24 protein-coding genes are annotated in these 24,411 nt (G+C 71.0%); 9 read left to right on the top strand and 15 right to left on the bottom strand.

All coding sequences use genetic code 11. The features are described from left to right. Nucleotides 1-22: 22 nt before the first annotated feature. From cysD to AC0VYM_RS04510, 4 genes are all read right to left on the bottom strand, one after another. A complete protein-coding gene (cysD, locus tag AC0VYM_RS04525; RefSeq protein WP_475459286.1) occupies nucleotides 23-955 on the bottom strand; it encodes a sulfate adenylyltransferase subunit CysD in 933 nt (310 codons plus the stop codon). A gap of 60 nt (nucleotides 956-1,015) precedes the next feature. Then, nucleotides 1,016-1,807, bottom strand: coding sequence for a 3'(2'),5'-bisphosphate nucleotidase CysQ (locus tag AC0VYM_RS04520; protein WP_475459284.1), 792 nt, complete (start codon nucleotides 1,805-1,807; stop codon nucleotides 1,016-1,018). A 3-nt stretch (nucleotides 1,808-1,810) separates the two neighbouring features. Continuing rightward, nucleotides 1,811-3,334 carry a sugar transferase gene (locus AC0VYM_RS04515; RefSeq protein ID WP_475459282.1) on the bottom strand — a complete coding sequence of 508 codons (1,524 nt, stop codon included), beginning with the start codon at nucleotides 3,332-3,334 and terminating at the stop codon, nucleotides 1,811-1,813. A gap of 295 nt (nucleotides 3,335-3,629) precedes the next feature. Continuing rightward, complete coding sequence (locus AC0VYM_RS04510; protein WP_475459280.1) at nucleotides 3,630-4,592, bottom strand: DsbA family oxidoreductase; 963 nt, start codon at nucleotides 4,590-4,592, stop codon at nucleotides 3,630-3,632. 66 nt (nucleotides 4,593-4,658) lie between these two features. On the opposite strand from AC0VYM_RS04510, the gene AC0VYM_RS04505 reads away from it, so the two are divergent. After that, on the top strand, nucleotides 4,659-5,210 hold the full coding sequence (locus AC0VYM_RS04505; protein WP_475459278.1) for a TetR/AcrR family transcriptional regulator: 552 nt from the start codon (nucleotides 4,659-4,661) through the stop codon (nucleotides 5,208-5,210). A 13-nt stretch (nucleotides 5,211-5,223) separates the two neighbouring features. Here AC0VYM_RS04505 and pth read toward each other — a convergent pair whose 3' ends face one another. The 4 genes from pth to glmU form a co-directional block, all read right to left on the bottom strand. Continuing rightward, entirely contained in the window at nucleotides 5,224-5,859 is a 636-nt protein-coding gene (gene pth / locus AC0VYM_RS04500; protein ID WP_475459275.1) for an aminoacyl-tRNA hydrolase, read from the bottom strand. Nucleotides 5,860-5,962: 103 nt separating this feature from the next. Continuing rightward, on the bottom strand, nucleotides 5,963-6,556 hold the full coding sequence (locus AC0VYM_RS04495) for a 50S ribosomal protein L25/general stress protein Ctc (protein WP_475459273.1): 594 nt from the start codon (nucleotides 6,554-6,556) through the stop codon (nucleotides 5,963-5,965). A 370-nt stretch (nucleotides 6,557-6,926) separates the two neighbouring features. Then, a complete protein-coding gene (locus AC0VYM_RS04490; RefSeq protein WP_378742186.1) occupies nucleotides 6,927-7,895 on the bottom strand; it encodes a ribose-phosphate diphosphokinase in 969 nt (322 codons plus the stop codon). A gap of 17 nt (nucleotides 7,896-7,912) precedes the next feature. Continuing rightward, nucleotides 7,913-9,379 (bottom strand): bifunctional UDP-N-acetylglucosamine diphosphorylase/glucosamine-1-phosphate N-acetyltransferase GlmU, encoded by a 1,467-nt coding sequence (gene glmU / locus AC0VYM_RS04485; RefSeq protein WP_475459270.1) that lies wholly within the window; start codon nucleotides 9,377-9,379, stop codon nucleotides 7,913-7,915. Between the two features lie 551 nt (nucleotides 9,380-9,930). On the opposite strand from glmU, the gene AC0VYM_RS04480 reads away from it, so the two are divergent. The 5 genes from AC0VYM_RS04480 (at nucleotide 9,931) to AC0VYM_RS04460 (ending at nucleotide 13,388) form a co-directional block, all read left to right on the top strand. Continuing rightward, nucleotides 9,931-10,920, top strand: a complete 990-nt coding sequence (locus tag AC0VYM_RS04480; protein WP_475459268.1) for an acyl-CoA desaturase — start codon at nucleotides 9,931-9,933, stop codon at nucleotides 10,918-10,920. A gap of 14 nt (nucleotides 10,921-10,934) precedes the next feature. Then, nucleotides 10,935-11,585, top strand: a complete 651-nt coding sequence (locus tag AC0VYM_RS04475; RefSeq protein ID WP_475459267.1) for a TetR family transcriptional regulator — start codon at nucleotides 10,935-10,937, stop codon at nucleotides 11,583-11,585. An 89-nt stretch (nucleotides 11,586-11,674) separates the two neighbouring features. Next, nucleotides 11,675-12,184 carry a MarR family winged helix-turn-helix transcriptional regulator gene (locus AC0VYM_RS04470; protein WP_475459265.1) on the top strand — a complete coding sequence of 170 codons (510 nt, stop codon included), beginning with the start codon at nucleotides 11,675-11,677 and terminating at the stop codon, nucleotides 12,182-12,184. Between the two features lie 61 nt (nucleotides 12,185-12,245). Further along, nucleotides 12,246-13,133, top strand: a complete 888-nt coding sequence (locus tag AC0VYM_RS04465; protein ID WP_475459263.1) for a GDSL-type esterase/lipase family protein — start codon at nucleotides 12,246-12,248, stop codon at nucleotides 13,131-13,133. 33 nt (nucleotides 13,134-13,166) lie between these two features. After that, the gene (locus AC0VYM_RS04460) at nucleotides 13,167-13,388 is read left to right on the top strand and encodes a hypothetical protein (RefSeq protein WP_475459261.1); all 222 of its coding nucleotides are present in this window, start codon (nucleotides 13,167-13,169) and stop codon (nucleotides 13,386-13,388) included. A gap of 4 nt (nucleotides 13,389-13,392) precedes the next feature. Here AC0VYM_RS04460 and AC0VYM_RS04455 read toward each other — a convergent pair whose 3' ends face one another. Both AC0VYM_RS04455 and AC0VYM_RS04450 read right to left on the bottom strand, forming a co-directional pair. Then, nucleotides 13,393-13,884 (bottom strand): glutathione peroxidase, encoded by a 492-nt coding sequence (locus tag AC0VYM_RS04455; RefSeq protein ID WP_475459259.1) that lies wholly within the window; start codon nucleotides 13,882-13,884, stop codon nucleotides 13,393-13,395. A gap of 36 nt (nucleotides 13,885-13,920) precedes the next feature. Further along, nucleotides 13,921-14,406: an ArsR/SmtB family transcription factor gene (locus AC0VYM_RS04450; protein WP_475459257.1), complete on the bottom strand. Its 486-nt coding sequence runs from the start codon at nucleotides 14,404-14,406 to the stop codon at nucleotides 13,921-13,923. Between the two features lie 82 nt (nucleotides 14,407-14,488). Here AC0VYM_RS04450 and AC0VYM_RS04445 point away from each other — a divergent pair, with 82 nt between their 5' ends. After that, complete coding sequence (locus AC0VYM_RS04445) at nucleotides 14,489-15,376, top strand: S41 family peptidase (protein WP_475459255.1); 888 nt, start codon at nucleotides 14,489-14,491, stop codon at nucleotides 15,374-15,376. A gap of 4 nt (nucleotides 15,377-15,380) precedes the next feature. On the opposite strand, the gene AC0VYM_RS04440 is transcribed toward AC0VYM_RS04445, so the two are convergent. Further along, a complete protein-coding gene (locus tag AC0VYM_RS04440) occupies nucleotides 15,381-17,159 on the bottom strand; it encodes an ABC-F family ATP-binding cassette domain-containing protein (protein WP_475459253.1) in 1,779 nt (592 codons plus the stop codon). A gap of 197 nt (nucleotides 17,160-17,356) precedes the next feature. Here AC0VYM_RS04440 and AC0VYM_RS04435 point away from each other — a divergent pair, with 197 nt between their 5' ends. After that, nucleotides 17,357-17,866: a lamin tail domain-containing protein gene (locus AC0VYM_RS04435; protein ID WP_475459250.1), complete on the top strand. Its 510-nt coding sequence runs from the start codon at nucleotides 17,357-17,359 to the stop codon at nucleotides 17,864-17,866. Between the two features lie 71 nt (nucleotides 17,867-17,937). On the opposite strand, the gene AC0VYM_RS04430 is transcribed toward AC0VYM_RS04435, so the two are convergent. The 3 genes from AC0VYM_RS04430 to AC0VYM_RS04420 all read right to left on the bottom strand — a co-directional run bounded on the left by AC0VYM_RS04430 (nucleotide 17,938) and on the right by AC0VYM_RS04420 (nucleotide 20,595). Next, nucleotides 17,938-18,837 (bottom strand): transketolase family protein, encoded by a 900-nt coding sequence (locus AC0VYM_RS04430; RefSeq protein WP_475459248.1) that lies wholly within the window; start codon nucleotides 18,835-18,837, stop codon nucleotides 17,938-17,940. Between the two features lie 14 nt (nucleotides 18,838-18,851). Then, complete coding sequence (locus AC0VYM_RS04425; protein ID WP_475459246.1) at nucleotides 18,852-19,562, bottom strand: thiamine pyrophosphate-dependent enzyme; 711 nt, start codon at nucleotides 19,560-19,562, stop codon at nucleotides 18,852-18,854. 82 nt (nucleotides 19,563-19,644) lie between these two features. Continuing rightward, complete coding sequence (locus AC0VYM_RS04420) at nucleotides 19,645-20,595, bottom strand: 4-(cytidine 5'-diphospho)-2-C-methyl-D-erythritol kinase (RefSeq protein WP_475459243.1); 951 nt, start codon at nucleotides 20,593-20,595, stop codon at nucleotides 19,645-19,647. A 259-nt stretch (nucleotides 20,596-20,854) separates the two neighbouring features. On the opposite strand from AC0VYM_RS04420, the gene AC0VYM_RS04415 reads away from it, so the two are divergent. Continuing rightward, entirely contained in the window at nucleotides 20,855-22,726 is a 1,872-nt protein-coding gene (locus AC0VYM_RS04415; RefSeq protein ID WP_475459241.1) for a serine/threonine-protein kinase, read from the top strand. Nucleotides 22,727-22,816: 90 nt separating this feature from the next. On the opposite strand, the gene guaA is transcribed toward AC0VYM_RS04415, so the two are convergent. Beyond that, a complete protein-coding gene (gene guaA, locus AC0VYM_RS04410) occupies nucleotides 22,817-24,397 on the bottom strand; it encodes a glutamine-hydrolyzing GMP synthase (protein WP_475459239.1) in 1,581 nt (526 codons plus the stop codon). Nucleotides 24,398-24,411 lie beyond the last annotated feature (14 nt).

The following is a 24,411-nucleotide window of genomic DNA, read 5'->3' as shown; positions in this document are numbered from 1 at the left end:
GCGGAGGCCCAAAGAGACACGGCTAGAAGTAGCCCTCGCGCTTGCGGTCCTCCATGGCTGCCTCGCTGGCCCGGTCGTCGGCGCGGGTCTGGCCGCGCTCGGTGATCCGGGTCGCGGCGATCTCCGCGATGATGTCGTCCAGCTCCACGGCCGAGGACTTGACCGCCCCGGTGCACGTGAGGTCACCGACGGTGCGGTAGCGCACGGTCTCGGTGAAGGGGACCTCGGTCTCGTCGCGCTGGATGAGCGGAGAGTCCGCGAGAAGGATGCCGTCGCGCTCGAACACGCTCCGCTCGTGGGCGAAGTAGATCGAGGGCAGCTCCAGCTCCTCACGCTGGATGTAGCCCCACACGTCGAGCTCGGTCCAGTTGGAGATGGGGAAGACCCTGATGTGCTCGTCGCGGTTGATCCGGGTGTTGAACACGTTCCACAGCTCGGGGCGCTGGTTCTTGGGGTCCCACTGGCCGAACTCGTCACGGAAGGAGAAGACCCGTTCCTTGGCCCGGGCCTTCTCCTCGTCACGGCGGGCGCCCCCGAAGGCGGCCGTGAAGCCGTTCTCCTCGATGGCCTCCAGCAGAGCCGAGGTCTGGAGGCGGTTGCGGCTGGCCCAGCGGCCGGTGGGCTCGGTGACCTTGCCCGCGTCGATCTGCTCCTGGACCGAGGCCACCACCAGCCGGACCCCGGCCTGGGCGACCCTGCGGTCCCGGAACTCGATGACCTCGTCGAAGTTGTGCCCGGTGTCCACGTGCATGACGGGGAACGGGACCGGGGCGGGCCAGAAGGCCTTCTCCGCCAGGCGCAGCATCACGATGGAGTCCTTGCCGCCGGAGAAGAGCAGCACCGGCCGCTCGAACTCCGCCGCCACCTCACGCATGATGAAGATCGCCTCGGCTTCGAGGACGTCCAGCTGGGAGAGCTGGTAGCGCCCGAGCGCCTGCTGACTCGCCTGACCCATGGAATCCGCCTTAGAAATACCGACACTCACGTCCAGTTCCGCGGCGGTGGGTGCTGCGGTTCAGCCCCCCGCGTGCGGACCGGCGCTGTCAAGGTCCGCGCCGTCGCGGATGCTTGCCAACAACATACCCGACAATTCCGATCGGCATACAAGGACATCGGGGAGTAGCGGGTCGGCTACGTTGTAGCGCAGCTCCGAGCCGTCGATCCTGGAGGTGTGCAGACCCGCCGCGCGCGCGACGGCGACCGGCGCGGCGCTGTCCCACTCGTACTGGCCGCCCGCGTGCACGTAGATGTCGGCGATCCCCAGCAGCACGGCGCAGATCTTGGCGCCCGCCGACCCCATGGGGATCACCTCGGCGCCCATCTGCGTGGCCATGCGCTGGACGAACGCCGGCGGCCGGGTCCGGCTGGCGGTGATGCGCAGCCGCTGCCCCTCGGGGCGCTCCTCCGGCAGCCACGGCGGATCGACCGTGGACAGGCAGCTGCCCTGGGCGGGCAGCGCGACCGCCCCGGCGACCAGGTCGCCGTTCTCCCACAGCGCCACGTGCACCGCCCAGTCGGTGCGGCCGGGCTCGGAGAACTCGCGGGTCCCGTCCAGCGGGTCGATGATCCAGACCCGCCTGGCCCGCAGCCGCGACTGGTCGTCCGCGCCCTCCTCGGACAGCACCGCGTCGCTCGGCCGCAGCCGCCCGAGCGCGGAGAAGAGGAACTCGTGCGAGGTGCGGTCACCCAGGGTGCGCAGGACCTCGGGCTCGTCGAATCCGTGGCGGGCGCGCAGGCGCAGCAACAGCTGCCCGGCCTCGCTCGCCAGGTCCCGAGCCACCTCATGATCGTTTCGGATGTTGTTCACCGGCTAGTATGCTCCCGCCCCACGGATCACCGCTGACCACGTCTTCCACAGGATCTGGATGTCCAATGTCAGCGACCAGTTTTCCACGTACCGCAGATCCAGACGGACCGATTCCTCCCAGGAGAGGTCGGAACGGCCGCTGACCTGCCACAGGCCCGTCATCCCCGGTTTGACCACCAGCCGACGGCGGACGTCGTGCCCGTACTGGGCGACCTCCTCCGGCAGCGGGGGCCTCGGGCCGACGAGCGACATCTCACCGCGCACCACGTTGACGAGCTGGGGAAGCTCGTCGAGCGAGTAGCGGCGCAGCCACGCCCCCACGGACGTGACCCTGGGGTCCCTACGCATCTTGAAGAGCACTCCGTCGTGCTCGTTCCGGGCTCGGAGGATCGCCTTGAGGGCGTCCGCTCCGACCACCATCGTACGGAACTTGTACACGGTGAACTCGGTGCCACCCCGGCCCACGCGCGTCTGCCGGAAGAAGACGGGTCCGCCGCCCTCCGAGCGGATCAGGACGCTCAGGACGAGGAAGAGGGGCGAGAGCAGCGCCAGCGCCAGTGCGGCGGCGCAGCGGTCGAAGGCGCCCTTGACCACGCGGCGGGTGCCCTCCAGCTCGGGGTGTTCCACGTGCAGCAGGGGCAGGCCCGCCACGGGACGGATGGTGGTGCGGGGCCCGGCCACCTCCATGAGGGCGGAGGCCACGGTGAGGTCGGTACCGGTCTTCTCCAGCTCCCAGGCGAGGCGGCGCAGTTCCACCCCGTCCATCTCCGGGCAGGCCAGGACCGCGACCGTGTCGGCGCCGACCAGCGCGGCGGCGTCGGCGGCGTCGGTGAAGGAGCCCAGGACCGGGCAGCCCTCCACCTCGGTGACGTCGGACTCGTGCGAGGGCAGGCACACGCCCACCACGCGCATGCCGTGGTAGATCTCGTCGCGGAACCGCCGGATGAGGTCGCTCGCCGAGACGCTGTAGCCGACGACCACGACCCCGCTCATACAGGCTCCGGAGCGGCGCCGCCGGTGCAGCGCCTTGCGGCGCGCGTAGCGCAGGCCCAGGGAGAGCAGGACGATCAGCGGGAGTGCGATCAGCACGTAGCCGCGCGCGAGGTCGAACTTGACGGCGTAGGCGCCGACCGCCACGGTCGCGGCCAGGATCGCACCGGCGACCGCGACCCTGCGGTACTCCTCGGTGCCGACCCCCAGGAACCGCCGTTCGTATCCGCCGCCGAGCCGGACGAAGACGACCCAGACCGGTGGCAGGACCAGGGAGAGCAGCAGGTAGGGCGTGGTGGTTCCGGCCAGGAGGGCGTCGTGGAAGCGGACCGCGCTCCCGGCCAGGGTCGCCACGAGGGCGGCGGTCAGGTCCAGCGCGACCAGGCCGAGGACGTAGGGACGGAGCCAGGTCTCGGCCCGGGGCCCGGTGTTGACCGGGATCCGCCGGATCCCCCGGACCGGCGTGCCCGGCCGCGGCCGGTGCTCCCGTCGCGGCGCGGAGGACTGTCCCTGGACGGTCCCACTGGTTGTGACCACGTTTCCCCCAAGACCACTTAAGGCTGCGAATGCTCACCATGGGTGACCACCCCTGGGCGCGCGCCGACGGCGCGAAGGTCAGGGATGAATGTCTCTCCGGGCACAGAACGGCTGCCGTCAACCCGAACAGTAACCAAAAGTAGTCGAAAAGTCGCTCTGGGTGTCGGCCTGTTGGGGAAGAAGTCCCGTTCCCACCAAGAATGTGTCTCCCCCGAGACCGTCCGGGGTCGATTTAAGGGGACACGGCGGGTCCGGAATCTGTCATGACCGAAACCCTGAGCTGAACGTGACCGACTCAGGCGAGCGCGGGATCCATCACGGCGGCCAGCCTGAGGTGGGGCTCCGCCTCCCCGTGCCGCCCCATCCGCTGGAGGGTGCGACCCAGCAGCAGGTGCGCGTAGGCGTCGTCGGCCGTCTCCCCCAACAGCGCCTCCAGGACGCCCCGCGCCCGGTTGAGCTGCGCGGACCGGTAGTAGGCGCGGGCGGCCAGGAACCGGACGCCGCGGTCCCCCGCGTGGCCCTCCATCAGCGGCCGGAGCAGTTCGAGCGACCCCAGCGGGTCGCTCCGCTCCAGCAGGGACTCCGCGCGGCGCAGACGAAGGACCTCCTCCGGCAGTTCCCTCGGCGTCCGCCGGGAGGCCTCGGCCAGGAAGTCGCGGATCACCCCGGCCTCGTGCGCCCCGGCCAGGGAGGTGCCGTTCGCGACGAAGGTGGGCGAGGTGCGCACCCCGTCGGCGCGCCCCGTGAGCAGCAGTTCCCGGACCGTCTCCTCGCCGCCGCCCGCCGCCAGCAGCGCGGGGCCCCGGGGGAAACCGGCGGCGACGGCCACCTCCTCCAGCACCCGGGCGTCGGAGATGTCCCGGGCCGCCACGAAGTGGGCGCGCACGACCCCCTCCGCCACGGCGTCCTGGAGCGCGGGGCCGCCCTCCTCCTCCGCCAGTGCGATGAGCCGCTGGGCGTCGTGGCTGCTCGCACGCCAGGCGGCGCCCCAGCGGTCGGCCGACCCCTCGGCGCGGGCGATCCCGGCGACCCGGTCCCGGTTCTGGGCCGGGGTCAGGTACGGGGCGCAGGCCCGCAGGGACTCGTCCAGTCGGGGGTCGCGCACCACCTCGGCCAGGGGTTCGGCATCGGCGGGCGCCGACGGGTCGATGCGGTAGGGGCGCCACACGACCTCGGTCCCGGCGTCCGCGAGTTCGAGGCGCCGTCGGCCGATGTAGGCCCAGGGGCAGACCACGTCCGCCCAGATCTCCACTCTCATGCCGTCAACATAAACGACACCTGTCGATTAAGCAACAGCTGTTGTTTTATCCCGTAGACTCGGAGGATGAACCCGGACGACCCCCGCGTGCGGCGCACCCGCGACCGGCTGCGCGCCACACTGCTGTCCCTGGCCTCCGAGCAGGAGCTCGACTCCCTCACGATGGCCGCCGTCGCGCGCCGCGCGGAGGTCAACCGCGCCACGGTCTACCAGCACTACGCGGACCTCGACTCCCTGGTCGCGGACGCCATGGAGGACGCGGTCTCCCACGTCTCCCGCTGCGCCGAACTGTGTCCCCTGGACGCGCCGCGCGAACGCGCGCCGGAACCGCTGGAGGAGTTGTTCGCGCACGTGGCCGACCACGCCGTGCTCTACCGCAGGATGTTCTCCGAACGGGGCGGGGCCCGCCTCAGCAACCGCCTCCGCGACCGGATCACCGAGGTGCTGACGGCGCGCTTCGCCGAGGGGGCCCGACCGCCCGGGTACGACGACGTCCCCGCGGCGTTCCACGCCGCCTACCTGGCGGGGGCCCTGGTCGGGGCGATCGCCCACGCGGCCGCGGGCACGGGGTCCCCCGGTGACGACGCCCTGGCCACCTGGCGCCTGCTGCGCGGATGACCGGGCACGCGGATCAGGCCGCGGTGTGGAAGATGTTCTGCGCCCGGCCCAGACCGTCCCTGAGGATGGTCCGCACCGCGTCGGCGGCCCGCTCCACGTTCAGATCCAGCTCGGGAGCCTCGGTCGAGGAGAAGTCGCGCAGCACGTAGGCGGCCGGGTCCATCCGCCCGGGTGGACGGCCCACGCCGAACCGGACCCGCAGGTAGTCCGGGCCGGACAGGGAGGCGGTGGCGGACTTCAGCCCGTTGTGGCCGCCGGACCCGCCGCCCTTCTTGAGCTTGAGGGCCCCGAAGTCGATGTCCATCTCGTCGTGCACGACGATGATCCGCTCCATGGGGACCTTGTAGAACTTCGCCAACCCGGAGATCGGCCCGCCGGACACGTTCATGAAGGTGCGCGGCTTCGCCAGGACCACGGGGGCGCCCTCGATCCGGGTCTCCACGACCTCGGCGTGCGCCTTGTGGACCTTCCAGCGCTCACCCTTCTCGGCGGCCAGGGCGTCCACCACCATGAACCCGGCGTTGTGCCGGTTGCCCGCGTACTTGGGGCCCGGGTTGCCCAACCCGACCACCAACCAGCGCTCCGCCTCGGCCATGTCCTCGCCGTCCCCGCTCTTCCGGATACCCAACATGCTCAACACTCTCCACATGCCGACCGACACTATCGGCACCCGAACCGCACCCCCACACGCCGAACGCGCGGCCCCCGGATCGGGGACCGCGCGTTCTGGGCTGTGTGGTGCGGGACCGCGCCTACTCGGCGACGGCCTCCTCACCGGCGGCCTCGGTGCTGGTCTCCGGCTCCTCCTCCACGCGCGGCGCGGAGACGGTGAGCAGGATCGACTCGGGGTCGGTGACCAGGGAAACGCCCGAGGGCAGCTTCAGGTCGGCGGCGGTCGGGGTGGTGCCGACCTCCAGGCCGTTGATGTCGAACTCGACACCATCGGGGATGTGGGTGGCCTCGGCCTCCACGGTCACGGTGACGAGCTCCTGGTTGAGCACGCCGGGAGCCTTGACCTCACCGGTGAGGGAGACGCTGATCTCGACCTCGACCTTCTCGCCCTTGGAGACGACGAGCAGGTCGACGTGCTCCAGGAAGCCCTTGATGGCGTCGCGCTGCACGCTCTTGGGGAGGGCAAGGTTGTCCTTGTCCAGGCCGTCGAGGCGAATCAGGACGTTCGGGGTCTTCAGGGCGAGCATGAGCTCGTGGCCCGGCAGGTTCAGGTGGCGGGGCTCGGTGCCGTGGCCGTAGAGGACGGCCGGCACCTTACCCGCGCGGCGGGCGCGACGGGAGGCGCCCTTGCCGAATTCCGTGCGGGGCTCGGCAGCGATACGTACCTCGGACACGACAAAACTCCTCGGGTTCAACCCCGCAGCACGGGGAACACGACTCCAGTAGTACGAACGATTCTCGCCCTCGGCGAAGAATTGCGACGGGGTCACCCAGCTCGCTGAGGACTCGACCGCCCTGGTTCCAGGCGTGCCCGGCGAGCCGTCACCGGACCCGTCCGGCCCGGGAACGCTCGTCGCGCACCCCTGCCCGCGTTGATCCCGGGCGGAGACACAAAAGGAATCCACCCGGACACGGGGACACTCGGCCAAGTCTACTGTCTCTGGTGACGACTCCGTACATGGCCCGTCCAGGTCCGGCCGGAGGGCACCCGCGCCCGGCGCGGGTGCCGACGACGACGCTGGTCGAACAGGCTCGTGACCGAACCTAGTCGAACAGGCTCGTGACCGAACCGTCGGTGAAGACCTCGTTGATCGCGCGGGCGACCAGCGGCGCGATCGAGAGCTGCGTGAGCTTCTCGAAGGCGCGCTCCTCGGGGACGGGGAGCGTGTTGGTGATGACCACCTCGGAGATGCGCGAGTTCTGGAGCCGCTCGGCGGCCGGGCCGGACAGCACACCGTGCGTGGCCGCGACCAGGACCTTCTTGGCGCCCTGCTCGAAGAGGGCCTCGGAGGCCTTCACGATGGTGCCGCCGGTGTCGATCATGTCGTCGACCAGGACGCACACGCGGTCCTTGACCTCACCGACGACCTCGTGGACCTTCACCTGGTTGGCGACGTCCGGGTCACGGCGCTTGTGGATGATGGCCAGGGGAGCGCCCAGGCGGTCCGCCCAGCGGTCGGCGGTGCGCACGCGGCCGGCGTCCGGGGAGACCACGGTGATCTCCGCGTGGTCGACCTGGCTGGCGATGTGGTCGGCCAGGATCGGCAGCGCGAAGAGGTGGTCCACCGGGCCGTCGAAGAAGCCCTGGATCTGGTCGGTGTGCAGGTCCACCGCCATCATCCGGTCCGCCCCCGCGGTCCGGAACAGGTCGGTGACCAGGCGCGAGGAGATGGGCTCGCGGCCCCGGTGCTTCTTGTCCTGGCGGGCGTAGCCCAGGATCGGGGTGACCACGGTGATCCGCTTGGCGGAGGCGCGCTTGAGCGCGTCCACCATGATCAGCTGCTCCATGATCGACTCGTTGACCGGGTCGGCGTGGCTCTGGATGACGAACGCGTCACTGCCGCGCACCGACTCCAGGTACCGCATGAAGATCTCGCCGTTGGCGAAGGTGTCGAACCGGGTGGGGACCACCTCTATCCCCAGCTCCTTCGCCACCTCCTCGGCCAGGGCCGGGTGCGTACGCCCCGAGAACAGCATCAGTTGTTTCTGGCCGGTGGCCTTCATGCCGGTCACGTGTTTCTCCCCCACAGTCACTGCTTGTTCGCGGCGTCGGCTCTGTGCCGTTCCGCCTGCTCCGCCGCCTCGGCGGGCGGAGTTCCCGGACGCTTGCGCCGCGTCCAGCCCTCGACGTTACGCTGCCGGTGTCCTTCGGAGATCGCCAGGGCACCGGGCGGGACATCGTCGCGGACCACGGTCCCGGCCCCGGAGTAGGCTCCGTCGCCCACGGTCACGGGAGCGACGATGGTGTTGTCGCTGCCGATGCGGACGTGGTCACCGATGGTGCTCCGGGACTTGTTGACCCCGTCGTAGTTGACGAACACCGAGGAGCAGCCGATGTTGCTGCCCACGCCGATGTCCGCGTCCCCGACGTAGGTCAGGTGCGGGATCTTCGAGCCGGTGCCGACGTTCGAGTTCTTGACCTCGACGAAGGCTCCGGCCTTGGTCCGCTCGGCCAGGCGGGTGCCCGGCCGCAGGTAGGTGTAGGGGCCGACGGTGGCCCAGGGGCCGATCTCCGCCCCGTCCGCGGTGGTCTCGCGGACCTTCGCGCCGTCACCGACGAGGGTGTCGCGCAGGTCGGCGCCGGGGCCCACCTCGGCGTCCTCACCGATCCGCGTGGTGCCGTAGAGGCGGCTGTTCGGGTGGACCACGGTGTCCGCACCAATGCTGACCTGGGCGTCCACCCAGGTCGTCGCGGGGTCGACGATGGTCACGCCGGACAGCATGTGCCCGGTCAGGAGACGGTCGTTCAGGACGCGGCGCGCCTCGGAGAGCTGCACCCGGTTGTTGACGCCCTGGACCTCGTTCCAGTCCTCGGCGCTCCAGGCGTCCACCCGGTGCCCGTCGCCGCGGAGCAGGCCGACCGCGTCGGTGATGTACTCCTCGCCCTTGGCGTTGTCCGTGGACAGGCGCTGGACGACCTTGTTCAGGAGGGCGCCGTCGAAGGCGTACATCCCGGAGTTGATCTCGTCGACGAGGTGCTGTTCGGGCGTGGCGTCGGCGTGCTCGACGATCTCCGTGAAGGAGCCGTCGGCGTCGCGCACGATGCGCCCGTAGCCGTGGGGGTCGGGGACGCGGGCGGACAGCACGGTGACCGCGTTGCCCTCCTTCTCGTGCGCCGCGACCAGCGACGCGAGCGTCTCGCCGCGCAGCAGGGGCGTGTCCCCGCAGGTCAGGACGACGGTCCCGGAGAGTTCGACGCCCTGGGCGGCCAGGTCCTCGACCGCCATGCGCACGGCGTGGCCGGTGCCGTTCTGTTCCTCCTGCACCGCCGTGACGGCTTCGGGGGCGACCTCGGCCAGGTGGGCTCGCACCTGGTCCCGGGCGTGGCCCACGACCACCACCGTGTTGCCGGGATCGAGTTCTCTGGACGCGTGGAGCACGTGGCCGAGCATGCTGCGGCCGTTGAGTTCGTGAAGGACCTTGGGAAGCTTCGACTTCATTCGGGTGCCCTCACCCGCCGCGAGGATGATCACGGCAGCCGGACGGTTCACGCTCACTGGAGGAGACCCCTCGTGATAGCTGGCATATGAACGTCGGCTCACCCTTCGGCGGCGCGACCCGCATGCCGCGCGGGCGGCCGTCGGATGACCAGCGGCCGACATGGGAAGGATACATGTGTGTCACCGGCACACATCAGGCACGTGAGGGCGCAGCGCGCGCGGCGCCCGGCGGACGCCCGCAGGAGCGGGCCAGCCGGACGCCGGTGTGAGTTGTGCCGCCGTCCCTCTCCCGTGCCCGGCACGGGGTGCGTCCCGTCCCCTCGGAGGGGCGGTCGCGCGACGGCGGGAGTTGCTCCCGGACCAGGGCTCGAACCTGGACGATGGGGACCAAAACCCCAGATGCTGCCGATTACATCATCCGGGAACGCTCCGGACGCTCGTCCGGACGCTCGACACCAACATAGCGCCTCCACCCGGGGGCTTGCCAAACCTACGGGGTCGTAGGTTACGGTTACGTAGGAATAGGTTGGGCCGTCCCGCCGGGTGCACCGCACCCGTGACGCCGTCCCGACCGGCGACGACGTTCTCCGTGACGAGGTGCAAGACCCATGACCGCCGCTCCCGAGGTGCCGACCGAAGGCGCCGAGAAGCCCACCGGGACCGCCACCGACGCCCCCAAGCGCGAGGCGATCCCCGAGTACGAGCCCGAACTGCGGGGCAAGGCCGAGCGCTACACCGTCTTCGCCTTCGTGTTCGTGCCCCTGATCGCGCTGCTCGCCGCGGTGCCCTTCTTCTGGGGCTGGGGCCTGTCGCTGCTCGACATCGCCATCGCCGCGGTCTTCTACGTGATCAGCGGCCTGGGCATCACCGTCGGCTTCCACCGCCACTTCACCCACGGCTCCTTCAAGGCCAAGCGCCCGCTGCGGATCGCGCTGGCGATCGCGGGCTCCATGGCCATCGAGGGCAGCGTCATCAAGTGGGTGGCCGACCACCGCCGCCACCACAAGTACGCGGACGCCGAGGGCGACCCGCACTCGCCGTGGCGCTTCGGGGACGACTGGAAGTCCGTGGCCAAGGGCATGTACTACGCCCACATGGCGTGGATGTACCTCGACGAGAAGAAGACCTCGCCGCGCCGCTTCACCCCGGACCTGCTCAAGGACAAGGACGTCGTCCTCGTCGACAAGCTGTTCCTGCCGATCGTGCTCTTCTCGCTCTTCGCCCCCGCCGTCATCGGCGGCCTGGTCACCATGTCCGTCTGGGGCGCGGTCACCGCGTTCTTCTGGGCGAGCCTGGTCCGCGTCGCGCTGCTGCACCACGTGACCTGGTCGATCAACTCCATCTGCCACACCATCGGCGAGGAGAACTTCGAGGTCCGCGACCGCTCCCGCAACGTGTGGTGGCTGGCCATCCCGTCCTTCGGTGAGTCCTGGCACAACCTGCACCACGCCGACCCGACCTGCGCCCGCCACGGTGTGCTCAAGGGCCAGATCGACATCTCCGCCCGGGTCATCTGGGCGTTCGAGAAGTTCGGCTGGGCCACCAAGGTGCGCTGGCCCAACAACGAACGACTCGCTGCCAAGCGGGTCAAGGTCTAGGATCAGTAACCATCATGGGAGCAGCCGACAGCGAGCAGAGGACCCGAGTGCGCCGCAAGCGCATGACGGGCAAGGAGCGTCGGCAACAGCTGTTGGAGATCGGCCGGGAGCTGTTCGCCGAACGCGGGTTCGACGCGACCTCCGTTGAGGAGATCGCCGCGCGGGCCGGGGTGTCCAAGCCCGTGGTCTACGAGCACTTCGGTGGCAAGGAGGGCATCTACGCCGTCGTCGTCGACCGGGAGATGCGCACGCTCCTGGAGATGATGGGCGAGGCCCTCACCGCCGACCACGCCCGAAGCAAGATCGAGAAGGCGGCCCTGGCCCTGCTGCGCTACGTCGAGGAGGACAGCGTGGGGTTCCGGGTGCTCACCCGCGACTCGCACGTGGCCTCCGGGACCGGCAGTTTCGCGAGCCTGATCAACGACATCGCCAGCCAGGTCGAGCACATCATGGCGGACGAGTTCTCCGAACGCGGCTACGACCCGGCGCTCGCCCCGATGTACGCGCAGGCCCTGGTTGGTATGTGGGCGCTGACCGGCCAGTGGTGGCTGGAGGTGCGCAAGCCCAAGCGTGAGGTGGTGGCGGCGCACCTGGTCAACCTGGCCTGGAACGGGCTGTCCGCGCTGGAGTCCAAGCCGAGACTGGACACACGCCGCAAGCGTTGACCGTGGCCCCGGCCGCGGGAGAGTCACCAGTGGGGCGGGTATTCGTATACCCGCCCCACTATCTTGATGTCAAGAGATATGCTGGTGCCATGCGCGATGAGGTGGATGGGCTGATCGAGGCGTGGCGCTCCGAGCGGCCGGACGTGGACGTGACACCCCTGGAGGTGTTCAGCCGGGTTTCCCGGCTCGCCCGCCACCTCGACCGTGCCCGCCGCACCGTCTTCACCGAGCACGCCCTGGAGCCCTGGGAGTTCGACGTCCTGGCCGAGCTCCGCCGCTCCGGCCCGCCCTACGAGCTCAGCCCCGGGCGCCTGCTGCGGGCCACCCTGGTCACCTCCGGAACCATGACCAACCGCGTGGACCGGCTGGCCGCCGCCGAACTCGTGCGCCGCCGCCCCGACCCCGCCGACAAGCGCGGCGTGCTGGTCCGGCTCACCGCGAGGGGCGCCGAGCGGATCGACGCCGCCCTGGCCTCACTCCTCAGCTACGAGGAGACCCTTCTGGCCCCGATGCCCGCCGCCGAGCGCGAACAGCTGGCATCGTTACTGAGAAGCCTTCTCGCGCCCCTCGACAGGAGCCCGTCCGGCCCGCAGGGGTGAGGACGCGGCAGGGGCGCGCCGTCACGGGCCCTGGTTGGAGAGCACGTTGAGAATCCGTTGGATGGCCGCCGTCGCCGCGACCCTCGTCGTCGTCGGCTGCTCGGGTGAGGACGCGGGGGAACCCGCCCCGGCGCCGAACCACTACCTGTCCCTGGGCGACTCGCTGACCGTGGGCGTGCAGCCGGACGAGCAGGGGCGGACCCGGGAGACCCCGGAGGGGTACACCGACGTCCTCTACCGCTCGTTGAAGGACACCGACTCCACGCTCCGGCACGAGCGCATGGGCTGCGGCGGGGAGGACACCACGACCTTCGTCGGCGGCGGCATCCCCGGGTGCGACGACCGTTACGAGGAGGGGTCCCAGCTCGACCAGGCCGAGGACTTCCTTCGGGAGCACGGCGACGCGGTCGGCCTGGTCACCCTCACCATCGGCGGCAACAACTTCACCGGCTGCGTCGAGGGCGTCCACGAGGAGGCGCTCGGCATCGACGGGATCAGCGTCGACGAGGCCTGCGTGACGGACGGCCTGGAGCGCCTGGAGACCGAGGTGCCGGTGATCGCGGAGCGCCTGGTCGAGGCGGCCGACCCGGGCACGCGGATCGTCGGGATGACCTACTACAACCCGTTCCTGGCCCTCGCCCTCCTGGAGGACCCCGACACGGCGGGCGACGCGAGCCTGTCCGCCCGGACGGCGGAGATCCTCGACCGGGTGAACGCGTCGCTGACCGCCTCCTACGAGGCGGCCGGGATCGACGTGGCCGACGTGGACACCGCCTTCGACGGCTCCGACACCGAGGTCCCCGCCGACAGCGCCACGGGCATGCCGGTCAACCTCCAGCGGATCTGCGACCTCACCTGGATGTGCGACACCGCCCGGGGCCCGGACATCCACACCAACCTCGCCGGCGCCCAAGCCATAGCCGAGGCCTTCCAGGCCCGGATCCGCTAGGACACGGAGCCGCTTCGACCACCCATGAACTCGATGAAACTCCTCCACCGGACGGGACCGGCCCTGTCCTTGGCCCTGCTTCTCTCCTCGTGCGCGCTCACGGACGACCAGGCGGAGCCGCCGCCAGAGGCGAAGGAGTCCTTCGTCCCCTACAGCTGGGTCTCCGCGACCCTTGAGCACAAGATCGTCCTGCGACTGGTCGAGGAGGAGTTCCTGGAGAGCATCGAGGACTACGTCGACTGCGGAACGGGTTGAGCGGTCAGGCGCTCTCGGGCAGGGACCGCTCGATGAGCTCCACGATCTCGGGGGCGTCCGGCACGGTGGCGGGGCGGAACCGGTGCACCTGGCCGTCGGGGAGCACCAGGAACTTCTCGAAGTTCCACTTCACCCGCCCGGCACTGCCCTCCGCGTCGGGGGCGTTGGTGAGCTCGGCGTAGAGGGGGTGCTGGCCCCGTCCGTTGACCTTCACCTTCTCGGTCATCGGGAAGGTCACCCCCCACGTCATGGAGCAGTACTCCGCGATCTTCTCCTCGCCGCCGAACTCCTGGAGGAACTGGTTGCTGGGGAGGCCGATCACGGTGAACCCCCGGTCCTCGTAGCGCTTCTGGAGCTCCTCCAGCGCGCCGTACTGCGGGGTGAGCCCGCAGCGGGACGCCACGTTCACCACCAGGCGCACCTTCCCGGACCACTCACCGAAGGTGGTCTCCCGGCCGTCGATCATGGTCACCGGGATCTCGTCCAGGCCAGCCATGGCGTCTCCTCCTGAGTTCGGAACCGTACGGGCAGCCTACTGCCGGTAGAGGGCGACCAGCAGGCCGTGGCGCGGTTGGTCGTCGTCGGCCTCCTCCGTCTCCGCGACCAGGGCGAGGAGCGTGTCCTGGAGCCGCCCGGCCTGCTCCGGGGTGAGCCGCAGGTGGCGCAGGGCCAGCAGCGGGTCGTCCGGTGCGGCGGCGAACTCCTCGGAGACCGCCCGGAGCATCGCGGCGGCCGGACCGGGTCGGGCGTCCGCGATCTCGACGCCGCCCGACGTGCGCCGGTAGTACTGCTCGGTGCCGCCCCGCACCCGCCTGCTCTCGGAGGCTTCCACCATCCCGGCCGCGAGGAGCGGCTTGAGGTGGTGGGAGACATTGCCCTTGCGGGTGTCCAGGGTCTGGGCGAGCTGGCTGACGGTCGCGGGCCGCTCCCCGAGGACGAACAGCATCCGCTGGCGGAGCGGGTGCGCCAGCGCCTTGAACTGCTCCGGGGAGGAGATCGGCTGGGGGTCGTCGTTCATGACCTCAAGGGTCAAGAACTCTTGACGCTTTGTCAAGCCGCGTGCTCTACTGAGCGCCCCCACCCCCCATCCCAGGAGCACCATGGACCCCGACCTGATCGACGAGCTGGTCACCGAGTCCGGCCGCCTCGTGGCCCGGAACTACGTCTTCCCCGAACTCGCCGAGCGGCTGCGGCGGCTCCTCGCCGAGCGGCACGTCTCGGGCCACTACCGCCGGGCGGACGGCCCCGCCTCACTGGCGGAGCTGGTCACCGCCGACCTCCAGTCCCTGAACGGGGACCCGCACCTGCGTCTCCAGCACCACGAGGACGAGATCCCCGACCTGCCCGACGACTCGGGGCTGATCGAGGTCATGGCCCGCGAGGCGCGGGAACGGTGCGGCGGGGTCGCCCGGGTCGAGCGGCTGGACGGCGGTACGGCCCTCCTGGAGCTGCGGCCGCTGCTGTATCCGATGTCGATGGCGGCGGCCCAGCTGACGGCGGCGCTGCGGCTGGTCGCGGAGGCGGACGCACTCGTCATCGACCTGCGGCGCAACCGGGGCGGTGACCCCGCGACGGTGGCGTTCGTCTGCAGCCACCTGTTCGACGAGCCCACCCACCTGCACACGATGTACTTCGGTGACGGCGGGGCACCCCGGCAGTCCTGGACGCACGCGGTGGCCGGGCCCGTGTTCGGCGGCCGGAAGCCGCTGGCGGTGCTGACCGCCTCCGACACCTTCTCCGGCGCCGAGGAGCTCGCCTACGACCTGCAACAGCACGGGCGGGCCACGGTCGTGGGCGAGCGCACCAGGGGCGGCGCCCACCCGCGCGAGGGCTTCCGGCTCCACCCCCACCTGGAACTGGCGGTGCCGACCGGCCGTCCGGTCCATCCGGTCACCGACACCAACTGGGAGGGCACCGGGGTGCTGCCGGACCTGCCGTCGGGCGCCGAGGGCGCCCTGGCGGCGGCCCTGGCCCACCTGTCGCGCTGAGCGGTCAGTCCCCGATCAGCTCGGCCTGCTCCAGCCAGACCATCTCCAGCTCCTCCTTCTCGGAGGCGAGGGTGCGGGCCTCGGCGTCGAGGTCCGCGAGCCGGGTGTAGTCCTCGGCGGCCGCCGCCATCTGCTCGTGGAGCTGTTCCTCGCGCTTGGCGATCTTGTCCATCCGCCGTTCGACGCGCTGCATCTCCTTCTGGGCGGCGCGGCGCTCGGCCTGGGACACGGCGGGGGCGGCGGCGGGCGCCTGGACGGCGGTCTCGGAGGCGCCCAGCGGCACGGTGACCTCGCCCGCGCTGGCCTCCCGGCGCTCCAGGTACTCGTCCACGCCTCCGGGCAGGAACGCCAGGCTCCCGTCGCCCATCAGGGCGAGCACGCGGTCGGTGATCCGCTCCAGGAAGTACCGGTCGTGGCTGACCAGGACGAGGGAGCCCGGCCAGCCGTCGAGGAGGTCCTCCAGCTCGGTCAGGGTCTCGATGTCGAGGTCGTTGGTGGGCTCGTCCAGCAGCAGCACGTTGGGCTCGTCCATGAGCAGGCGCAGCAGCTGGAGGCGGCGCTTCTCACCGCCGGACAGGTCACCGATCGGCGTCCACTGGCGCTCGCCACGGAAGCCGAACTTCTCCAGCATCTGGCTGGCGGTGTAGTCGCGCTTGCCGATGGTGATGTGCTCGCGCACGTCCATGACGGCCTGGAGCGGGCGCGCGGTGGGGTCGAGTTCCGCGACGTTCTGGGACAGGTGCGCCAGCTTCACGGTCCGGCCGGTGCGCACCGTTCCGGAGTCGGGCTCGCGCTCCTCGGCGAGGATCTTCAGGAGGGTGGACTTGCCCGCGCCGTTCACGCCGACCAGACCGACCCGGTCACCGGGGCCCAGCTGCCAGGTGAGCTCGTCCAGGAGCGTGCGGTCGGGGATGGAGACCGAGACCTTCTTGAGGTCGATGACGGTCTTGCCCAGCCGCGAACTGGCGAAGCGGACCAGCTCCACGGAGTCGCGCGCCGGCGGCTCGTTCGCGATGAGCTGGTTGGCGGCCTCGATGCGGAACTTGGGCTTGGAGGTGCGCGCGGGCGCTCCCCTGCGCAGCCAGGCCAGTTCCTTGCGCATGAGGTTCTGGCGGCGGTCCTCCTCGGCGGCGGCCTGGCGGTCCCGCTCGGCCTTGGCCAGCACGTAGGCGGCGTACCCGCCCTCGTACCTCTCGACGGTGCCGCGCCCGACCTCCCAGGTGCGGGTGGTGACGGCGTCCAGGAACCACCGGTCGTGGGTCACGACCACGAGGGACTCCGGACGGCCGCGCAGGTGCTCGGCCAGCCACGCGATGCCCTCGATGTCGAGGTGGTTGGTGGGCTCGTCCAGGATGATGAGGTCGTGGTCGTCCACCAGCAGCCGCGCCAGCCCGGAGCGGCGGCGCTCGCCGCCGGACAGCCCGGACATGGGCACGTCCAGGTCCCAGCCGCCGAGCAGGCCCCGGAGGATGTCGCGGATGCGCGCGTCCCCCGCCCACTCGTGCTCGGCCCGTCCGCCCAGCACGAACTCACCGACGGTGCTGTCGGGGAAGACGTCCCGCTGGTGCAGGAAGCCGACCCGCAGCCCCCGGTTGTGCACGACCCGACCGGAGTCGGGCTCGGTCCGCCCGGCGAGCACGGAGATCATCGTGGACTTGCCGCCGCCGTTGCGGCCGACCACCCCGATGCGTTCGCCCTCGTCCACGCCAAGGGACACCTTGTCGAGGAGTACGAGCGGCCCGTAGGCCAGGGACACGTCCTGAAGGTTGACCAGATTCGTCATCCCTTCCATTGTGCTGCCCCCGCGACGGTGAACGGACCGGCTGACCGCCAGGAACGACACTTTTCGCTTCTCGGCCCATTTCGCCACCGATCGCCGCACGGAAGGGCTACTCTTCTGCCCTGTCCTCGGCACCCCCGCTTGCGAGCCACCCCCCGGAGGCCCGCATCGCAGGACGGCGTGAACCGAAAGGGGAGCCCATGCGCTCCGTCCGTGCCGCCGTCGCGGCCGTACTCCTCACCGCGTTCCTCGTACCCGTACCGGCGCACGCCGCGTCCACCACGGGTGCCCTGATGATCACCCACGTGCGGCCCAACGCCGCCGGGGCTGACGTGAAGAACAACAAGCAGACCAACCTCAACGGCGAGTACTTCGTCGTGAAGAACGTGTCGAAGAAGACCGTCGACCTCCGGGGCCACGTCCCGGACATCACCTCGAACACCTACGGCCGGGCGCTGCCCTCGTACAACCTTCCGGCCGGGGCCGTCGTCCACGTGCACACCGGCTCCGGGAGGAACCACAGGGACGCCAAGGGCACCCACCACGTCTACCGGGGCTACGCGCGCCACGTGCTGCCCAATGACGGCACCGGGCGCAACCCCGACCTCCGGCTGAAGAAGCCGGGCAGCAAGGACGACAACAAGGCCGCGGGCACGTTGAGCAGCTGCAACTGGGGCAAGGCGGCGGACGGGAGAACGTACGCCTGCTAGGGCGTGTCCGCCGGACACGCCCTGGGGCGGGACGCCCGGGGCCGCACCACGCGAGGCCCCGGGCGGGTCCACTACACCAGGAAGAACTCCCGGGCGGACTTGGCGATCCCCTCGACGTCCAGACCGTGGAGCCGGTCGTGGTCGGCGGCGGTGCCGTAGGCGCGGACCTCCGCGCGGCGGGACACGCCCAGGGACATCTGGCGGTGGCGGCGGTCGGCCAGGGCCTCGGACACCTCGTGGGCGGAGGTCCCCTTCAGGTAGGGCTCCACGATCAGCACGTCGGCGTTGCCCGCCGCCCCGGTGAGCGAGCTGAGGCCCTCGTGGTCGAAGGGGCGGACGGTGGAGGTGTGGGCGACGGTGACGTCGAGGCCCGCGGTGGCCTCCAGCACCCGGTCCAGCATGGGCCCGACCGCCACCACCACCCCGGCGGAGCGGGAGGAGCCCGTGCGCAGCACGTTCAGGCGGGGGCCGACGGGCAGCGCGGCCTTGTTGGTCTGGGCGGACAGCCGCAGGTACACGAGGTCGTCCCCGGGCACCGCCCTCTCCATCATGGTCCGCACCTCGTCGGGGTGGCCCGGCACGTGCACGGTCCAGCCGGGCAGGGTGTCCAGGAGCGCCACGTCCTCGGGCGCCTGGTGGGTGCGACCCTCGGCCGAGGCGTCGTGGGAGGCGCCGATGCTCACCAGGATCGCGCCGGCGTCCTGGTGCGCGAGGGAGATCTTGATCTGCTCGAAGGGGCGCTCGACCAGGAACGGCGTGTAGCTGTGCACGACGGGGCGCATACCGGAGAGCGCGAGGCCGCCGGCGACGCCGATCATCGCCTGTTCGCGGATACCGAGGTCGATCACGCGCCCCGGGTGGCGGGTGGCGGCGCGGCGGAACATGTCCGCGGAGATGGCCGCTAGGACCAGCGCGACCCGGGGGTCGCGGTCGAGTGCCTCGTGGGTGGCGGCGGCGAAGGTGTCACGCATGACCTGGCTCGCTTTCAGTTTCCGTTGCGGACGCGGGCGACGACGGCCAGCGGCCGTCCGGAGCTGGTGCGGGTGAAGGCGTGGTGGAGGGCGTCGTGGTCGCGGCCGCCGACCTCGCGGGTCTCCCAGCCCTCGACCTCGAACCGGCGCCCGACACCGCCGGGCCAGCCGTGGGTGGCGGAGGCGTTGTCGATGACCACGACGGTCAGGTTGTCGGTGCCCAGGCGCGCGGCGGCGGCGATGGCCTCGTGGTTGCTGCCCTCGTCGAGTTCGCCGTCGCCGACCAGCACCACCACGCGGGGTTCGGTGCCGTCAGCGCGGCGCACTCCCTGGGCGCGCAGTCCGAGGGCGGTGCCCAGGCCCAGCGGCAAACCCTGGCCGAGGGACCCGCTGCCGATCTCCGCACCGGGGACCAGGACGCGGTCCGGGTGGTGGCCCAGCGGGGAGCCGAAGGCGGTCCAGCCGCGCAGGGTGGGCACGTCGAGGAAGCCCTTGGCGGCGAGTACGGCGTAGAAGGCGGCCGGACCGTGTCCCTTGGAGAGGAGGAAGCGGTCCCGGGCCGGGTCCTCGGCGGTCTCGGGCGAGACGTCGAGGACCCGGTCGTAGAGGACCCAGAGAACGTCGAGGGTGGAGTGCGCGGCGGCGTTGTGCTTCTCGTCACCCTCCATGAGCCCGATCAGCGCAGGGAGGTCGGCGTACCTGGAGAAGGTGGCTGGCGTCGTCATGCCACCAGTGTTCTTCCTCAACCATGGTTGAGGTCAATGGCGGAAATCGCCCGAATCGGGACGACAAAGCCAGTGATATGCGTCACACGACGGTGGTTCCCGGGACGTCGCCGTCGGCCGCGATGACCTGCTCGCACAGACCGGTGGCACGCAGCGCGGACACCACTCCGGCCTCCCGTTCCGCCACCGCGACCGGGTCCTCTCCCCCGCCGCCGACCAGGAAGGCGCACGTGGGCCCGGATCCGGACACCAGGGCACCGAGCGCACCGGCGGCGCGGCCCGCGTCCAGGGTGCGTCGGAGCTCGGGCAGCAGCGAGAGCGCGGCGGGCTGGAGGTCGTTGCTCAGCGAGGCGCCCAGGGCCACAACGTCACCGCTGGCCAGGGCCTTCTCCAGAGCGGCGTCCAGACGCGGTTCCGGGGCGTCGGGACGCAGCCGGTCGTACTCACCGAACACGTCGGCGGTGGACAGGCCGCGCGGGGACAGGGCGAACACCCACCGGTACCGCCCGGGGCTGGCCATCGGTTCAAGGAGTTCACCGCGCCCGGTCCCCACCGCCGTGTCACCGACCAGCCCGAAGGCCACGTCGCTGCCGAGTCGGGCGGCGAGGCCGAGGAGGCGCTCCCGGGACAGGTCACAGCCCCACAGGCGGTCGCAGGCCACCAGCGCGGCGGCGGCGTCCGCGCTGCCCCCGGCCATGCCGCCCGCCACCGGGATGCGCTTGTCGAGGTGGATGTCCACGGGGAAGCCGACGCCCGTCTCCTCGGCCAGCAGGATCGCGGCGCGGGCCGCGAGGTTGCTCTCGTCCAGCGGCACCCTGGCCAGGTGGGACTCCGACTGCCCGGTGGCGGTCAACGCGGTGAGGGCACGCGGCCGACGCGGCGACGCCGCCTTGACGGTAACCTCATCGAACAGCGAGACGGCGTGGAACACGTTCACGAGGGCGTGGAAACCGTCCTCGCGTCTGGGCCCCACCGCCAACTGGAGGTTCACCTTCGCGGGGACCCGCACGGTTACGGTGGTATCAACGGTCACGAGTCCCCAATCGTAAAGGAACCCCCACCTTGCGTGAACACAGACCCCTCCACGGGGCGCGCCGTGTTCACCGCCTCCCACCGGCGCGGACCTCCGCGCCCGGGAGGGCGGGTCCCCTTGATCCAGGGTTCGTCACCACTGTCATGTCAGCTACCGCCCGACCCCCGAACGACCCGATCCGGTCCGTGAGTGGGAATCAGGGCACAAACACCGCTACCTTGGGGCAAGGCGGGGTTTGGACACCGTCGGGGAGGGTCGCTTGCCGTCGGATGGGCTCCCGAAGAACCTGGAACCGCTGGCCGCCGGAGATCCGGCCACCATCGGTCCCTACGTGCTGTCCGGGAAGCTGGGCAGCGGCGGCATGGGCACCGTCTACCTGGGCAGCACGCCGGAGAAGAACAACCAGGTAGCCATCAAGGTCATCCGTCCGGAGCTCGCCTTCGACGAGCAGACCCGGGCGCGCTTCCGCGACGAGATGGAGAACGCCCGCAAGGTCGCCTCCTTCTGCACCGCCAAGGTGCTCGACCACGGGACGTTCGAGAACCGTCCCTACATGGTCACCGAGTACATCGCGGGCACGGCCTTGGCCGAGCACATCGCCGAGCACGGGCCCCTGGACTCCTCCACGCTGCACGGCTTCGCCCTGGGCGTGGCCGCGGCGCTCGCCGCCATCCACCGCACCGGGCTGGTCCACCGGGACCTCAAGCCCGCCAACGTCCTGCTGTCGCTCTCCGGCCCCCGGGTGATCGACTTCGGCATCGCGCGCGCGATGAACACCGCGACCAACCACACCCAGACCGGCATCGTCATGGGCAGCCCCGGCTGGATGGCGCCCGAGCAGCTGCTGGAGGAGAAGGTCACCACCTCGGCGGACATCTTCGCCTGGGGCTGCCTGGTGGCGTTCGCGGGCAACGGCACGCACCCCTTCGGCAACGGCGACGCGATGACGCTGGGCAAGCGGGTGCTGTTCGCGGAGCCGCAGATCGGCAACCTGGACAGTCCGCTGGACCGCCTGGTGACCCGCGCCCTGGCCAAGGAGCCGGGCCGCCGCCCCACCGCCCAGGACCTGCTGCTGGAGCTCGCGGGCGGCGAGGACACCAGCAACCCCAACGACATGGTCTCGCACGCCCTGCACCAGTCGTGGCGGCCGAACCTGCCCCCGATGCCCCCGGGCATGCCGCACCCCGCGCACCAGACCATGTCGGGCATGCGCCATCCGGCGCCCGGCCACTACCAGCAGCCCCCGCCGCCGATGCCGCCGCCCGCGCACCAGACCGGCAACTACACGCGGTCGCAGCACGTGCCGCCGCCGGTCCACCCCGTCGCCGGTCACCCGGCCGGTCCGCACCCGGTCACCCACGGCCAGCAGCAGCGTCCCGCCCCGGCGGGTCCGCCCCCCGCGCAGCACCCGGCCGCCACCGGCCCCATCCCGATGGTGCCGCCCCCGGCCGAGCAGCAGCAGCGGGGACCCCAGCCGTACGTGCCGCCGGTGCCGCCGCCCCCGCACCGGCCCGCCGCGCCCGGCAGGAGGGGCGGTCTGTTCTGGGGTCTGCTCGCGGGCGGTATCGCCCTGGCCGTGCTGCTGGTGGTCGTGGCCGTCCTCGTCCTCAACCGGCCCGGGTCCGGTGCGAGCGACCAGAACACCCCGCCGGCCAACCAGGGCAGGGAGGATCCCGCCCCGGACCCGAACGTGCCCGACGACGGTCTCGGCAACATGGACCCGGAGATGCCCGACCCCTCCGACACCGACGGGGAGAAGGTGTCCGAGGACGGCACGGTCCGCTACACCGCCGAGGTGCGCTGCCTGGAGGCGATCCCGGGCCGGTCGAGCATCGAGGGCGGGGTGTACTGCGTGGCCGACCTGGCCCTGGAGAACCTCGGCAGCGACGAGATCGTGTTCAGCTCGGCCGAGCAGCGCCTGGTCACCGAGAGCAACCGGTGGATCACCGCCGACACCCCCACCTCCGAGGAGAAGAAGGGCACCCTCTGGGAGCCGGTTCCCCCGGGCGCGGAGGCCCGGGGTGACCTGGTGTTCAGCGTGAGGTCGGGCGAGGAGCCCTCCAGCCTGGTCCTCACCCACTCCGAGGACGCCGACGACACGGAGATCCGTGTGTCCGTCACCCAGGACTGACACGGGGCTCCCCGAGACGGGGCCCCGGAAAAGCGTCGGGCCCGGCACACACCGTGTGCCGGGCCCGCTCACGTCAGGAGCGCCGCGGGGCTACTCCCACTCGATGGTGCCCGGGGGCTTGCTGGTCACGTCCAGCGTCACCCGGTTGATCTCGCGGACCTCGTTGGTGATGCGGTTGGAGATGCGGGCGAGCACGTCGTAGGGCACACGCGACCAGTCGGCGGTCATCGCGTCCTCACTGCTCACCGGGCGGAGCACCACGGGGTGGCCGTAGGTGCGGCCGTCACCCTGGACGCCCACCGAGCGGACGTCGGCCAGCAGCACGACGGGGCACTGCCAGATGTCGCGGTCCAGCCCGGCGCGGCTGAGCTCCTCGCGGGCGATCGCGTCGGCCTCGCGCAGGATCTCCAGGCGTTCCCGGTTCACCTCACCGATGATCCGGATGCCCAGGCCAGGGCCGGGGAAGGGCTGGCGCCACACCATCTCGGGCGGCAGGCCCAGTTCCTCACCGACCTTGCGGACCTCGTCCTTGAACAGCTCGCGCAGCGGCTCCACCAGCGTGAACTGGAGGTCGTCGGGCAGGCCGCCCACGTTGTGGTGCGACTTGATGTTCGCGGTGCCGGTGCCGCCGCCGGACTCCACGACGTCCGGGTACAGGGTGCCCTGGACCAGGAACTCGACCTCGGCGCCGTCCTCGCCGCTCTCCGCGACGACCTCGCGGGCCGCCTGCTCGAAGACGCGGATGAACTCGCGACCGATGATCTTGCGCTTCTCCTCGGGGTCGGTCACCCCTGCCAGCTCCGAGAGGAACTGCTCCTCGGCGTCGACCACCTTGAGCTTGGCGCCGGTGATCGCGACGAAGTCCTTCTCGACCTGGTCGGCCTCGCCCTTGCGGAGCAGGCCGTGGTCCACGAACACGCAGGTGAGCTGGTCGCCCACGGCGCGCTGCACCAGGGCGCCGGCGACGGCGGAGTCGACACCGCCGCTGAGCGCGCAGATCACGCGCTTGTCACCGATCTGCTCGCGGATGCGCTCCAGCTGCTCCTCGACGATGTTCACCATCGTCCAGGTGGGGCGGCAGCCCGCGCCCTCGTAGAGGAAGCGGCGCATCAGCTCCTGGCCGTGCTCGGTGTGCATGACCTCGGGGTGGAACTGGACGCCGAACAGGCGGCGCTCGGTGTCCTCGAAGGCGGCGACCGGGGCGCCCGCGGTGCTGGCGGTGCTCTTGAACCCGGCCGGGGCCTGGACCACGGAGTCGCCGTGCGACATCCACACGCTCAGGTCCTCGGGCAGGCCCTCGAACAGGACGGAGTCGGCGCTGGCGGTCAGCGCGGTGCGGCCGAACTCGCTCAGGTCGGTGCGGTCCACGACCCCGCCCAGGGCGCGGGTCATGGCCTGGAAGCCGTAGCAGATACCGAAGGTCGGGACCCCGGTCTCGAACAGCTCGGCCCCCACGCTCGGGGCGCCCTCGGCGTACACCGAGGAGGGGCCACCCGAGAGGATGATGGCCTTGGGTTTCTTGGCGAGCATCTCCTCGACCGGCATGGTCGAGGGCACGATCTCGCTGTGCACGTGGCATTCCCGGACCCGTCGGGCGATCAGCTGCGCGTACTGCGCACCGAAGTCGACGACGAGGACGGTGTCGAACGTGCTGTCAGCACCAACGGACACGACGGAGGACCTTC

It is taken from the genome of Nocardiopsis sp. iso_237, from assembly GCF_056173345.1.
Note: the sequence above shows the minus strand (reverse complement) of the source record. Positions and strands in the feature narration are given on the sequence as shown.